This window comes from Sediminibacterium sp. C3 (genome assembly GCF_000508085.1).
Taxonomy (GTDB): Bacteria; Bacteroidota; Bacteroidia; order Chitinophagales; family Chitinophagaceae; genus Sediminibacterium.
On sequence record NZ_KI669560.1, the window covers coordinates 1,642,246 to 1,656,917 of the forward strand.

Annotated in this window: 11 protein-coding genes; 6 read left to right on the top strand and 5 right to left on the bottom strand. The window is 40.4% G+C overall.

Translation table 11 applies throughout. The features are described from left to right. Nucleotides 1–15 precede the first annotated feature (15 nt). Nucleotides 16–408, top strand: a complete 393-nt coding sequence (locus F777_RS16095; RefSeq protein WP_037369220.1) for a hypothetical protein — start codon at nucleotides 16–18, stop codon at nucleotides 406–408. Between the two features lie 27 nt (nucleotides 409–435). Here F777_RS16095 and F777_RS0107595 read toward each other — a convergent pair whose 3' ends face one another. Both F777_RS0107595 and F777_RS16100 read right to left on the bottom strand, forming a co-directional pair. After that, nucleotides 436–1,593, bottom strand: a complete 1,158-nt coding sequence (locus tag F777_RS0107595; protein WP_026751517.1) for a sensor histidine kinase — start codon at nucleotides 1,591–1,593, stop codon at nucleotides 436–438. Nucleotides 1,594–1,719: 126 nt separating this feature from the next. Next, entirely contained in the window at nucleotides 1,720–2,685 is a 966-nt protein-coding gene (locus F777_RS16100; protein WP_037369223.1) for a hypothetical protein, read from the bottom strand. Nucleotides 2,686–2,825: 140 nt separating this feature from the next. On the opposite strand from F777_RS16100, the gene holA reads away from it, so the two are divergent. Beyond that, entirely contained in the window at nucleotides 2,826–3,827 is a 1,002-nt protein-coding gene (holA, locus tag F777_RS0107610) for a DNA polymerase III subunit delta (RefSeq protein WP_026751518.1), read from the top strand. 31 nt (nucleotides 3,828–3,858) lie between these two features. Here the strand turns inward: holA and F777_RS0107615 are convergent, their stop codons facing one another. Next, nucleotides 3,859–4,791, bottom strand: a complete 933-nt coding sequence (locus F777_RS0107615; protein ID WP_026751519.1) for a bifunctional riboflavin kinase/FAD synthetase — start codon at nucleotides 4,789–4,791, stop codon at nucleotides 3,859–3,861. Nucleotides 4,792–4,891: 100 nt separating this feature from the next. Here F777_RS0107615 and F777_RS0107620 point away from each other — a divergent pair, with 100 nt between their 5' ends. After that, a complete protein-coding gene (locus tag F777_RS0107620) occupies nucleotides 4,892–6,073 on the top strand; it encodes an AIR synthase related protein (RefSeq protein ID WP_026751520.1) in 1,182 nt (393 codons plus the stop codon). A 53-nt stretch (nucleotides 6,074–6,126) separates the two neighbouring features. Then, complete coding sequence (locus F777_RS0107625; RefSeq protein WP_026751521.1) at nucleotides 6,127–6,813, top strand: cell division ATP-binding protein FtsE; 687 nt, start codon at nucleotides 6,127–6,129, stop codon at nucleotides 6,811–6,813. Nucleotides 6,814–6,833: 20 nt separating this feature from the next. Here F777_RS0107625 and F777_RS0107630 read toward each other — a convergent pair whose 3' ends face one another. Both F777_RS0107630 and F777_RS0107635 read right to left on the bottom strand, forming a co-directional pair. Beyond that, nucleotides 6,834–7,961, bottom strand: a complete 1,128-nt coding sequence (locus tag F777_RS0107630; RefSeq protein ID WP_026751522.1) for a glycosyltransferase family 4 protein — start codon at nucleotides 7,959–7,961, stop codon at nucleotides 6,834–6,836. A gap of 1 nt (nucleotide 7,962) precedes the next feature. After that, nucleotides 7,963–9,171 carry a glycosyltransferase gene (locus tag F777_RS0107635; RefSeq protein WP_051408500.1) on the bottom strand — a complete coding sequence of 403 codons (1,209 nt, stop codon included), beginning with the start codon at nucleotides 9,169–9,171 and terminating at the stop codon, nucleotides 7,963–7,965. A gap of 299 nt (nucleotides 9,172–9,470) precedes the next feature. On the opposite strand from F777_RS0107635, the gene smc reads away from it, so the two are divergent. Both smc and F777_RS0107645 read left to right on the top strand, forming a co-directional pair. Further along, entirely contained in the window at nucleotides 9,471–12,989 is a 3,519-nt protein-coding gene (gene smc / locus F777_RS0107640; RefSeq protein WP_026751524.1) for a chromosome segregation protein SMC, read from the top strand. A gap of 58 nt (nucleotides 12,990–13,047) precedes the next feature. Then, a complete protein-coding gene (locus tag F777_RS0107645) occupies nucleotides 13,048–14,634 on the top strand; it encodes a peptide chain release factor 3 (RefSeq protein WP_026751525.1) in 1,587 nt (528 codons plus the stop codon). The last annotated feature ends 38 nt before the right edge of the window (nucleotides 14,635–14,672 follow it).

Consider the following 14,672-nt stretch of genomic DNA (forward strand, 5'->3'; position numbering starts at 1 on the left):
ACATAAATCAATTGTATGTCTCATAATAAAATCAAAATAAAACAAGCTCTTCCAGTCGCAATTATTTGTGGAATTTTGGGAGGGCTTCTTTTTATTTATACCAAGGGTTTGCCGATTAAAGGATATTATTCTATTCTGACCTATGTAACTGTTTTGATTGGTTCAACATTGATTGTTAAATATCAAAACAAAATGGAGTTGAATTTTTTAAATATCATTTCCTTTGGTACGGTTGTTTTCATGATTATGAGCTACGTAGAAAGGGCTAATTTTTATTTTGTACAATATCCAGAAAGAGATTTTTTTACATACAATAGTCTTTTTACTTTCTTGATGATTTTAGGTTTTGCAGTATTCTCAAGCCTAATTCTTGCAATTCTTTTTAGAGTTAAGAGAAAATCAATATAATGTAACTGATAAAATTTTTGTCTTAAATCATGAAGGGAGCTGTATGCAGAATATGGTTCCCTTTCCAATTTCACTGGATTGTACAAACAATTGTCCCTTGTGATATTGCTCTATGATGCGTTTACTTAAGGATAAGCCAATGCCCCATCCTCTTTTTTTAGTAGTAAAGCCGGGCTGAAATACTTTTTTCCATTGATTATTAGGTATTCCCTTCCCACTATCTTTTACTAGAATATTGAGTTGATTGCCTTGCTGGGTCATGGTTATATGGATACTGCCTTTTCCATCCATGGCATCTAAGGCATTCTTCAGTAAGTTCTCAACCACCCAGTCAAACAAGGTAGGAGAGAGTAAACATTGTAAATGGCTTGTATTACCTGGATCTAACTGAAAGTCTACTTGCTCACTGCTTCTTTTTTTTATGTAGTCTACAACAGCGTTTACTCGGTCAAAGGGGGAACTCAATTCCGTTTTGGGTGTACTGCCTATTTTCCCGAATCGATCGGTGATGAGCTGTAATCGATTGATGTCTTTGGCTATTTCATGGGCAATTTCTTTACTCTCATCTTTTTCTTTTAAAATTTCTAACCAACCTTCTAGGCTGCTTACAGGAGTGCCCAATTGATGGGCCGTTTCCTTGGCCATGGAAGCCCATAATTGATTCTGTCCGCTTTGGTGTCTGGTTCTTAAAGAATAAATCACAATCCAAACAAACATGAAGACCAGCATCAATTGTACTATGGGATACCATTGAGCTTCTCTATACAATTTGCTTTGACCATAATAATAGCGAATGGGATTGCTATCATCGGCTTTCAGTTTTACTTCAATGGGCTTTTTATTATAGCTCTTGAATGCCATCAATTGTTTTTGTAAATACAGTGAATCTTTTGCTACGGCGGTTGAGTCTAGGTTTACATAATTACCTGTGGGCTGGTCTTTGTCATCGGTTTCAATGATGGGTATGGTAGTGTTCTCGGTGATGATTTTAGCGGCGAGGTTAATGGAAACCGTATCTGTTGCATTAAGGATGGTTCTTTCGGCTTCTACCCAGGCTTCCACTGCCAGTCTTTCTTTACCCGCTATTTGCTGGGCAATGTATTGTGAATATACAATGGTTCCACTTACAATGGCAATGGCCAAAATAAAGAGAACATTGGTAAAGTTGAATCCCTTGTTAAACATGCTACTAAAATAAGCTTTTGGTTGGGTTAAAAATTTCTGACCGGGCCGTACTAAAAAAGAAACCGCCCCATTTTGTGGGACGGCTCTTTCACGATTGCTTGCTAAACTAACTAACTACCTGTATGATTAACTAAATAATCCACCTTTTTTCAAGGTTTTTACGCCCTGACCTATTTTAAATCCGTTGTTATAAATTTCAATTTTGTAGTCTCCCTCTTTGTAAGCGTCTTTTTGTTTCCAATCAAAACTTACAGGGATGGCTTTATTCTGTTCATAATTCACAGAAACCTTACTGGTATAAGGACGGCTTCCTTCTTCTCTAGTATTGAAGTTGGCGCCTTCGGTTATTACTTTACCATCAGGAGCAGTAACCACTACAAAGAATTCTTTGGTGCCAGAAGGAGTGATTCTGTTCTCATCAATTACAAAAGAGATTCTGATTAAATCAGCACGCTTTGCAGTTGTAGTTTCTTTTTCTTTACCAGAGCCTTTGATATTAATTGCGTTGATACCAATTCTTGACGCATGCAGCGTTGACGCCACGTCTACTTTATCTTCTAATTGTTTCTTTTCGGTCTTGGTTGTATTCAAGGTAGACTCTAGGTTTTGCTTGTCTGCAGTCAATTGGTTTTTTTCTGTATTCAGTTGCTCGTTGGCATTGGTTAACTGTAGGTTTTCGCCTTTTAATTTTTCAATTTCTGCAAACAGACCATCAATTTTACCATTGAGTTCGCCAATCAATTGCTTGGCTTCTGCTAATTCCTTTTCAGTTGCATTGCGTTTCTTTAGTATGGAACTGATATTGCCTTTTAATTTCTGGATGTCGGCATTTCTCTCAGCCAAATCACCCTGTAATTCAATGTTATCCTTGGTTAAGGAATCTGCTTTTGCTGATACATTCATGAATTCCTGCTGAATGGCCAATCTTGCACTGTCTACATTACTGATCTTGGTTTCCAATCCCTGAATGGTGTCTTGGGTCTGGCTTTTGTCATAGAAAATATAGCCCCAGGTTAATACCAATGCGGCAATTAATATTCCATAAATGGTCTTTCTGTTATCTGGCGCTGCGCCATTGTTTACTGTACTCATAGTCTCGATTTTTTAATGATTGATTGCTTCTGGACTCCTATTTTCCAAAACCGTGCCAAAATCGAAAAAGCCTTGAAAATTGTGTACAAAAAAGCCAGTTGGGCTATGGAAAATCCTTTGGGGTTCAGCATCTTTGCGCTATGTCTGCGGAGAAAATTTTATCGGATTGGAAGAAGAATAGCTATAAGCCGGTTTATTGGCTGGAAGGGGAAGAAGCTTATTTTATTGATGTGCTGGTAGATTATGCCGAGAAAAAATTGTTGTCTCCGGCTGAAGCGGAGTTTAATCTGACTATTTTTTATGGAAAAGATGCCGACTGGGCGGAGGTAGTCAATGCCTGTAAACGTTATCCCATGTTTGCGGATAAGCAGGTGGTTATTCTGAAGGAAGCTCAACAGATGAAAGACCTGGAAAAGTTACTGGGATATATTGAGCAGCCTCTGGCTTCTACCATTTTTGTGGTGAGTCACAAGGAAAAAAAAGTAGATGGGAGAGGCAAGCTGGCTACTGCCTTAAAAAAGACAAAAGCCGAAGTACTTACCACTAAGAAATTGTATGACAATCAACTCCCGGATTGGGCAGGGCAAATGATAAAAAATCATGGTCACACCATTACTCCTAAAGCATTGGCCATGCTGGTGGATCATATTGGTAACGATTTGAGCAGAATTGAAAATGAAATCGAGAAGCTCATGCTGAATATGGGCACACGAAAATCCATAGCGGAAGAAGACGTGGAGAATTTCATTGGGGTGAGCAAGGAATTCAATGCCTTTGAATTGCAGGCCGCTGTTGCGCAAAAAGATTTGGCAAAATCGATTCGGATTATTCAATATTTTGAATCCAATCCAAAAGCAGGTCCCATTCAATTGATATTGCCTTCCATTTATAATTTCTTTAGTAAACTCTATGTGCTCTTGTCTTTGCCGGATAAGAATGAGACCGCTGCAGCGGCGGCGCTGGGTGTTTCTCCGTTTTTTGTAAAAGATTATTACGCCGCCGCGCGCAAGTACGATTTCGCAGCAGTGGAGAAGGTTCTTTTACTATTACACGAATACAATTTGCGAAGCCTGGGCGTACACAATGGTTCCGCCAATGACGCGGGGCTCATGAAAGAATTGGTAGTAAAAATAATGGCATAAGTCAGAAATCGCGCTCCGCTCGACTTCTCAATTAAGATGCAAAGACCTCTATCGCCTGGTTTCTATCGGCGTTTAATTGGGCTTTTAATTCTTCCAGTCCATTGAATTTGACTTCGCCTCGCAGGAATTTTTCAATTCTTATGGTTAGTGTTCTTCCGTAAATATCACGGTTGAAATCGAAAATATTTACTTCAATCACCCGCTTCTTACCATCTACAGTAGGCCTTACGCCAATATTCATCATGCCCTTGAAAGATTCTGCATCCATATCAATGGAAACCGCATATACCCCATTGGCAGGGATTAATTTTTCTTCACTGCTGATATGCAGATTGGCCGTAGGGAAGCCAATGGTTCTTCCGATTTTATTTCCTTCTACCACTAAGCCTTCAAAGAAATAGGCATAGCCTAAGAAATGATTAGCCGTATTAATATCATTGTTCAACAATGCTTCTCTGATACGAGTAGAGCTAATCACAACCTGGTTCAACATTTCTTCTGAAATCTCTTTCACTTCAAAGCCCAGTTCGCGGCCATATTTTTCCAGCAAGTGATAATCCCCCGTTTTGCCTTTTCCAAAACGATGGTCGTAGCCTATAATAATAACGCTGGGTTTAAAGTATCGATACAAAAAATTTTGCACATAGTCATCCGCAGATTGATTCGAAAACTGATGATCAAATGGAATCACTACCAGGTGGTCAATCCCCGCTTTTTCTAATAAAGCTGTTTTTTCTTCCAGTGTATTAATCAATTTAATATCTCCGGGGACAGAAGAAACAATTTTACGCGGGTGGGGGTGGAAAGTAATGATAACGGTCTCTCCGTTCACACGGGCTGCTTCCGATTTCATTTGCTGCAAAATCTGTTGGTGCCCCTGATGAACCCCATCAAAAGTGCCAATGGTAACCACCGCGTTTCGGAACGCGGGCAACTCGTTTGCCAATTCACGATATACCTTCATAATCGGCGCAAAAGTACGGACTCCACGCCAAAGTTCCTGCCGGTAAGATACCTCGTTTTTGTACCTTTGCCCCCATTCTATACTTTCAAAACATCCATTCATGTCTTTATACGCACAAAGAGGGGTATCTGCACAAAAAGAAGAAGTGCATCAAGCCATTCAGAAATTAGACCAGGGCTTATATCCCCATGCATTCTGTAAGATCTATCCCGACTTTTTGTGCAACAATCCTGAATGGGTAAATATCATGCATGCAGATGGGGCAGGTACCAAGAGTATTCTTGCTTATTTATATTGGAAAGAAACCGGCGATATCAGCGTGTGGAAAGGAATAGCTCAGGATGCAGTAGCCATGAATTTGGACGATTTGCTTTGCGTGGGTGTTACAGACCAATTGTTGTTTTCAAGTACCATTGATCGAAATAAAATGCTGATCAATGGGGATGTACTGGAAGCCATTATCAACGGCACACAGGAGTTTTTTAATACGCTGAAAGAATATGGCGTTAACATTCATTACCTCGGAGGTGAAACGGCAGATGTAGGTGATGTGGTTAGAACGGTTGCTGTAAATGGAACCATGACTTCACGCTGGCCAAAGAATAAACTGATTACCAACGACAAGATTCAGGAAGGAGATGTGATTGTGGGTTTTGCGAGTGCCGGTAAAGCGCATTATGAAACGGAATACAATAGTGGATTGGGAAGCAATGGTTTAACCAGTGCCCGTCATGATGTGCTGGAAAAAATGTATGCCCGCCAATATCCGGAAACATTTGAACCTAAACTACAGGATAAAGTAGTGTACATCGGTAAGAACAAAATGACCGATATCGTGAATATCAAAGGAGTGAAAATACCGGTTGGAAAATTATTATTGTCCCCTACCAGAACCTATGCACCCTTGATGAAAAAAATACTGGATCTGCATTTCGATGATATTCATGGAGCCATTCACTGCAGCGGCGGAGGCCAAACCAAGTGCATGAAATACCTGCCCCAACCTTTCCATATTCTGAAGGACAACCTGTTTGAGGTTCCTCCGATATTTAAGATTATTCAAGAGAACTCTGGTGCGGATTACAAGGAAATGTACCAGGTATTCAATATGGGGCATCGACTGGAAATTTTTACGAAAGAAACAACAGCGGCAGCGTTGATCCAATTAGCGAATGAGCTTGGTATAGATGCACAAGTGGTGGGCAGGGTAGAAGCGGCTCAAAACGGGAAATCTTCCTTAACGCTCAAGGGAGGCTTTGGAGAAGTCTTTTATCAATATTAACCTTTAGATTGAGGAGTCTGCACTTATATTTGTAACACTATTTAATGCATACTATGTCTGAAACTGTTGTCTCTTTAAAGCATGTTAATATTTATCAGGGCAGTAGCCTGATTTTGCAAGATGTTAATTTCACCATTAACAAAGGCGAGTTCGTTTACCTAGTGGGTAAAACAGGCACGGGTAAGAGTAGTTTGTTGAAAACATTGTATGGTGAACTTACTTTAACAGAGGGAGAAGCTTCTGTGGTAGGATTTGATTTAAGAGGAATGGACTGGAAGAAAGTTCCATTCTTAAGAAGAAACCTGGGTGTAGTATTCCAGGATTTTCAATTGCTCACAGACAGAAATGTACACGAGAACTTGAAATTCGTGTTGAAAGCTACAGGCTGGAAAGACGAGCGATTGATTGAAGAAAAAATCAATGATGTGTTAGATAAAGTGGGCTTGAAAAGCAAGGGCTTTAAAATGCCTTTTGAAATGAGTGGTGGTGAACAACAAAGGGTTGAAATTGCCCGCGCCCTGCTTAATTCCCCCAAACTTATTTTAGCGGATGAACCTACCGGTAATTTAGATCCGGAAACCAGCGATGAAATTATGCAGTTGCTGTTCCAAATTGCTAGGGACTACGGTACATCAGTTGTGATGGCTACACACGATTTTATTGTGATCAATCGCTATCCAAGCAGAATGCTAAAAACAGAAAACGGAAGAGTGGCCGACAGTGCCACACATTTAGTGTAGCGCGGGTCCACTTTATAGACTTAGTTTCCCCAGATCCAGCCAACCTGCTTTTGAGCGTTGGCAGTATTATTGAATTTTGGAACCAACCATTTATTTCTAAGTCTGATTTCCTCTTCTGAGAAAGGCTGGTGATAGAGCTGCATAATGATTTCCTTAAAAGCATTGACTGTTGTGCCTGTATGGCAAAGCGGTTCAAGTCCGGAGTCGGCAATCATGGCTTCATTTACCACTACATGTCTGCCATTGAATAGTGCATTCAGCAATTTGAATTTCATGCCTGTACTAATATAAGCAGGTAATACATTGATATGTGCTTTGGCAATCATATCCTGCATTTCCTTTTCTGTTGGGTTGGCAACTAAGCAAGAAAACTTACTAGAGTATGCCAGTTTTTTTAGTCTTTCGGAGGGATTTTTACCGGCTATAACCAACGGAATGGCTAAGTTTTTAAACACTTTTTCCAGTAACCAGGTTGCTGCTTTTTCATTGGCTTCCACACTCAGATCTCCGTGATATAAACAGTAAGAACCAATGCCTTCTGGTGCGGTTAATTCCCAGTTAGGTATATATAAGGATAGTTCCTCAATATTTTTGCAACCAAATTCTTTGCGATACACATCGTTGTCTGCTTCTTTTACTCCCCAGAAAGTAGCCCTTCCGGCAAGGTCTGCTTCATATTTTTTTAAGAGCCTTGATTCGTTCCAATAATATGCTTTCTTAACAAGTGAACTGGCGTTTTTATATAAATCCTGATAATAGCGATACTCTACATTGTGTAAACGCACAAAACAGTTTCTGTTTTTAAAACGTGAATCGTGCAACAGGTAGGTACAATGTACACCCTCCATGAAGATAGGGTAGTTGTCTTTCAAGAGATTCTGGTAGAGATTTTCGTTAATTCGGCTACTCACGATATAAGGTAAACTGCTGGAAAATCCCTTGTGCCCCTGAACCCTTGGGTAATAATTGACGGATTCGCAATAGGCATTTAAAGCAGATTGATGCCCTCTGCCGTAATCAAAACAGTGTAAATGGATTTTAATCCCTTGCTGCTTAAATGCGGGAAGCTTGTAAAATACATCACAGGCTCCACCATAATCGGCTGGATAGGGAACATCAAAGGCAATAATGTGTAAGTGCTTTTCCAATTTATAATCTCCTGTAAAATGCCAATAGTTGCTCCGACTCTTTTTCCCAATTTAGGATTTTGGCGGCTTCGGGGCAGACCAGCTTTAAACTCTTATACAAAACAGTATCAGAGAGCAAATTGTTCATTGCAGTGCTAAGGGTATCCATTTCAATGTCATTGATTAACAAGGCAAAAGGATATTGCCGACCTATTTCGGAATAGGCAGGATAGTTTACGCAGACCTGCGGAATACCAGCAGCCATATAATCGAAGAACCGGTTGGCCAGAGAATAGTATTGATTGACTCCTTCCGGTTCAAAAATGGTAATTCCCATATAGGCCAAGGGAGTCAGTTTTTTGAGTTCAGCTGGGGGTATGGGAGGGTGAATAAATACTTTTTCAGACAGGTTATGCTGTTTGATGAGTCCTTCTGTTTCAGGTAGAAAATTGCCGGCACCTACAATCAACAGGGGAGCATTCACTTTTTTCATAGCTGGAATCAGGGTTTCAAATCCCCTTCCATGGTTCACCGCCCCTTGATATATAATAAATTTGTCTTTGAGTTGATTATTAATAAGTTGATTAAGTTTATATGAAGTAAAAGTATATGCATATTTACGCTTTTCCAGTGCAGCTTCTGCCAAAACGTCTGTCTTTTTTTCATTTAGATGATCAGCTGAAACCGAGGTAGATGCGAGGGATGGGAGATTTCTTATTACTTCATATTTAATTTTAAGTCGATTATAAAACAAGTCAGAAAGGTCCTGGTTTACCGTATAACCCCTTCTGAAATGGGGCAAACTGATTTTCTCAATGGTCCGCCAGATAGCTGCTATGAGGGGTCTGGTTCTTACTTCCTTCATTTCAGTGAAGAATTCATGGGCATCGTATACCCTTTTCTTTTTTCTGATGGTAGTAGCGGTAAGTACAGGTAATACGGTATCAAGATCAATTGCACATGCAATATCATATGATAACCAACATAATAGAACGAATAATTTTATATTAAATTCAATATAAAATAAGGGGCCTTTCCCGAAAAAGCACCGGATTAGTTGCTGCTCATAGGCTTTTCCATAAAGTGGCGGGATTGGAATGGCCTGATTTTTAGACCTCTTCACGCCAATGATGGTTACGGTATATCCATTGGCAGCTAGGGTACTGCAGATTCTCTGCATGCGTTGATCATAGCAAATCTCGTTGGTTACCGTAAATACAATCGATTGCATGTAACAAATATAGGGTCAATACAAAGCCTTTGGCTTCGGTAATCTGTGCCAACTGATTTATTCACGGTTTTTGGTGGATAACTTCTTGTAAAAGGTTCATATTTTTATGCAATATTTTATTACAATAAAATAATATAATTAATTGATTAATAATTATTTAGTTTATTGTAATTAAAGTACTTTTCTTCTATTGGCTTTTCAAGCTGGATTTCTTCTTCACTTATTATTCACAATGGGCTTTTGCCTATATAAATTCTACTGCTTTTAACTTATGTTCGCAGGTACTAAATAGTGATAACGTGAGATTAAAATCATTAGAAATCAAGGGGTTTAAAAGTTTTGCTGATAAAACAGTCGTAAGCTTCGATGAGGGTATTACCGGAATTATCGGGCCGAACGGATGTGGCAAAAGCAATATTATCGATAGCATTCGTTGGGTAATTGGAGAACAAAAGATATCAGCCCTTAGAAGTGAAAATCTGGAAGCCTTGGTTTTCAATGGTAGTAAAACCAGAAGTGCAAGTGGTCTTGCCGAAGTGAGCCTAACTTTTGAAAATACCAAGAATTTATTGCCTACTGAATTCAGTACCGTTACAGTTACCAGAAGATTTTATAAAAACGGAGAGAGTGAATACCGGTTGAACGATGTTACTTGTCGCTTGAAAGATATTCATAATTTATTCTTAGATACGGGGGTGAGTACCGATAGCTATGCCATTATTGAACTGGGCATGGTGGATGATATCATCAAAGACAAGGACAACAGCCGAAGAAGGATGTTGGAGCAGGCTGCAGGTATTACCATTTACAAAACCCGTAAAAAAGAAGCCAAGAACAAGCTGGATGCCACCGAGCAGGATCTGGCCCGCATTGAGGACTTGTTGTTCGAAATCAATAACCAGCTGAAAACTTTGGAAAGCCAAGCAAAAAAGGCAGAGAAGTATTATGAAATAAAAAAGGAATACAAAGAGGTGGCAGTTGAATTGGCCAAAGCCGCTTTGGAAGGGTTCAATATATCTTACCGTGAGTTAACCGAACAGCAGGAGCTGGAGCTCGACAAAAAAATGCAGCTGGAGGCAGAAATTGCAACCGATGAAGCTGCCATTGAGCAGGAGAAAGTTGCCTTTATTACCCAGGAGCGTGCCCTACAAAGCATGCAACAGGGGTTCAATGAATTACAGCAAAACCTTCGTTCTACTGAAAACGATAAGAACCTTGCCAGCCAGAAATTGCAATACCTGAAAGAAAAGGAAAATAACCTCAAAGACTTTTTGGAAAAAGCGGAAGGTCAATTGAAAACCATTGGGGACTCTATTGAATACTCTCAGATGCAGGTTGGAGAAGAAGAAGCTAATTTAAAGGGTTTACAGGAAAGAGTGGAAGAAGCCAAGATGGAAGTGGAGAGCAAGCGTCAGATTTTTGACGAGAAGCGTTCCGGAGTAGATGCTGTTAGAAATCAGTACCAGCAATTTCAGCGTAATCAGTTTGATGCCGAGAAAAAAGTGGCCGTTGCTGATACCTCTATTCAGAACCTTCAGCGGATGCAGTTGCAGTTAAATGAAGAGAAGAACAATCGTTTGCAGCAATTGTCTCAGTTGCAGGCAGAATGTGCGGAGAAGGAAGAAGCCTTGGAAATGAAAAGGGTAGACCTGGTTCAGTTGCAAGAGCAACACGAAAAAACCAAGGAACAGATTTTTGAAACCCAACAACAATTGGAAGTATTGCGTTCTGAACTGGCCGATGAAAACAGAAAACTAGATGCCAAGCGCAATGAATATAATTTATTGAAGAGCCTGATTGATTCCATGGAAGGATATCCGGAGAGCATCAAGTTCCTTCATAAAAACAACGACTGGAACCATAATGCTCCTATCTTGTCCGATATCATTTATGTAAAAGAAGAATATCGTGCTGCGGTTGAGAATGTGTTGGAGCCCTACCTGAACTACTACGTGGTAAATAACCTGGAAGAAGGCTTGAAAGCCGTTCACTTACTGGATGATAACAAGAAGGGTAAAGCCAATTTCTTCCTACTGGATCAGTTTGCCAATTTCCAGCAACAAACCCATCAGCCAGCACAGACCATTAAGGCATTGGAGGTTATAGAAGTAGATGATCAATATTATAAACTGGCTGAATACCTTTTAGGTAATGTTTACATTGGTGAAAACGACGAAGCCATCCGTAATTCCAACGGGGCTGTGGTGTTGGAGAAAACAGGTAAATATGTAAAAGGTAAATTCACCCTTACTGGTGGAAGTGTGGGATTGTTTGAGGGTAAAAAAATCGGGCGTGCCAAGAACCTCGAAAAACTAGCCGAAGAAATTCAGGACCAGGAATCGGTGGTAAGTTTATTGAAAGCCGATATTCAGGCCAAGCACAATGAAGTAATTACTTTCAGCGATCAGCTAAAAGAGCACGCCATTAAAGCAACTGAACAAGAAATAAATCAGTTGAATAACCAGGTTTTCGCGGCAAAAAATAAAATGGAAAACCTGCAGGCTGCTCAGCAAAACGGGGAGCAAAGACTGGTGGATATTGACAACCGCTTACAAGACGAGCAGGATGCTATTGCTGAAACCAGAGAACTATTGGCAGAATTGAACATACAGTTGCAGGATACGGCAGAACAAATGCGGAATCTGGAGCTGGACTATCAGGAATCTGAACAGGCATATCATTTTGCATCGGGTCAGTTCAACGAAACCAATCTTCAATTAACCCGTCAGCAAAGTAAATTGACGACCATTAAACAGGAATTACTCTTCAAGGAAAATCAATTGAACGATTTACATGTTCAAATCAAAAACAATACGGCTCAGTTAGCAGAAGCAGAGCAGGCCATTGTGGATGGGGTGGCGTCTTTACAAGAGGTGGAAGCACTATTGCTTGAATTGATGCGCAAGAAAGAAGAAGAAGAATTGAAGCTGAACGAAGCAGACCAGGCGTATTACAACTTCAGAAATGCCCTACAGGAGAAAGAAAGTGAGTTGCGTTTGAAAGTGAAGAGCAAGGAAATGATTGATCACCTGGTGAACGAATTAAAGGATAAGCTGAATGAATTGAAATTGCAGCTAGCTGGAATGAAGGAGCGCTTGCATGTTGAGTTCAAGATTGAACTGGACGAGATCCTTGATCAACCCAGAACATCCGATACACCACTGGAAGAATTACAAGCTGCCTCGGACAGAATGCGCAAACGAATGGACAATATGGGTGAAGTAAACCCTACTGCCATTGAAGCCTATACGGAGATGAAGAAGCGTTACGATTTCATTTTGGAACAGAAAAATGACTTGGTTACTGCAAAGGAAAGTTTGTTGCAAACTATTCTTGAAGTAGAAGAAACAGCCAATCAGTTGTTCCTGGATACCTTTAATAAAGTAAGAGAAAATTTCCAGAAGGTCTTCAAAGCATTGTTTACAGAAGAAGATACCGCTGATATGTTGATGGTGAATCCAGAGAACCTGGCGGATACAGGTATTGAAATTGTGGCAAAGCCTAAGGGCAAACGTCCAAGTTCCATTACCCAATTAAGTGGGGGAGAGAAAACCCTGACCGCTACAGCGCTGTTGTTTGCGATTTATCTGATTAAACCCGCTCCGTTCTGTATTCTGGATGAGGTGGATGCTCCTTTGGATGATGCCAACGTGGGTAAGTTTACGCAGATGATCAAGAAGTTCAGCGATAATTCCCAGTTCATTATTGTAACCCACAATAAACAAACCATGGGGGCCGTAGACGTGATTTACGGGGTAACCATGCAAGAACCTGGGGTAAGTAAGCTGGTCCCAGTAGATTTCAGGAGCCTGAACTAAGTTTTAATCAATTACCTTTGCGCCTCCATTTTATTTTGGGGGCGTTTTTATTATCAATATGAAGTACGAAAAAGAGATCAACAGAAGGAAAACATTTGCGATTATTTCCCACCCGGATGCTGGTAAAACCACGCTGACCGAAAAACTATTGTTATTCGGAGGTGCCATTCAGGTGGCGGGTGCGGTTAAGAGCAATAAAATTAAAAAAGGGGCTACTTCCGATTTCATGGAAATTGAAAGACAGAGAGGTATTTCGGTGGCTACTTCTGTAATGACTTTTGAGTACCAGAATATCTTAATCAATTTATTGGATACCCCCGGCCACAAAGACTTTGCAGAAGATACTTATAGAACCCTGACTGCGGTGGACAGTGTAATCCTAGTGATTGACAGTGTGAACGGGGTGGAAGCCCAGACCCGCAGATTAATGGAAGTCTGCAGAATGCGCGATACACCTGTAATTGTATTCATTAATAAAATGGACCGCGATGGTAAGAACCGGTTTGATTTGTTAGAAGAAATTGAAAAAGAGTTAGGCATATCACTACACCCAATGACCTGGCCCATCAACAGTGGTAAGGAATTCAAGGGTGTATATAATTTAGACAATAAGAGTCTTCGCCTGTTTACCGCTAGTACCAAGGCTGACGATGAAGATGTGATTGCTATTACCGATTTGGCGGACCCTGTTTTAGATGCTAAAGTGGGTGCCAGGGATGCCAATCAGTTAAGAGAAGATGTGGAATTGATTGATGGGGTGTATGGAGAATTGGATCCGGCTGATTATTTGAGTGGCTCTATTGCACCGGTATTTTTTGGATCTGCGGTGAATAATTTCGGAGTGAAAGAAATGCTGGATACATTTATCAGAATAGCGCCTGTACCTCGTTCCAGAGAAACAACTGTTCGCACCATTGAAGTGGGAGAAGAAAAATTCAGTGGATTTATCTTTAAAATTCATGCGAACCTAGACCCCAAGCACCGCGACCGTATTGCATTTATGCGGGTTTGTAGTGGTAAGTTTGAGCGCAATAAATATTACCATCATGTGCGTTTAGATAAGGATATGCGTTTCAGTAATCCATACAGCTTCATGGCGCGTTCCAAAGAAGTAGTGGAAGATGCTTATGCAGGGGACGTGGTAGGTTTATTTGATACCGGCAATTTTAAAATAGGAGACACCCTTACCGAAGGAGAAAATTTTTACTTCAGCGGCATTCCAACTTTCTCACCTGAAATCTTTAAAGAATTGGTGAACAAGGATCCAATGAAAACCAAACAATTGGAAAAAGGAATCAGTCAGTTGACCGATGAAGGAGTTGCTCAGTTGTTTACGCAGCATGGTGGGAATAAAAAAATCATTGGTTGTGTGGGTGATCTTCAGTTTGAAGTAATTCAATATCGTCTATTACAGGAATACGGTGCGGCCTGTGAATTCAGAACCTTGCCGTTTTACAAAGCCTGTTGGTTAACCAGCAAGGATCCCAAGAAGCTGGATGATTTTCTTCGCTTTAAACAGCAGAACGCTGCTGAAGACAAGGACGGACAGCCAGTTTACTTAGCACAGAGTGAATGGTTCTTAAACACTGAAATCACGAATAATCCGGACATCACTTTCCATTTTACCAGTGAAGTGCATAAGTAAATTGCTTCTTTCGAAGGCTTGTTCCGTCTGAGTATAAG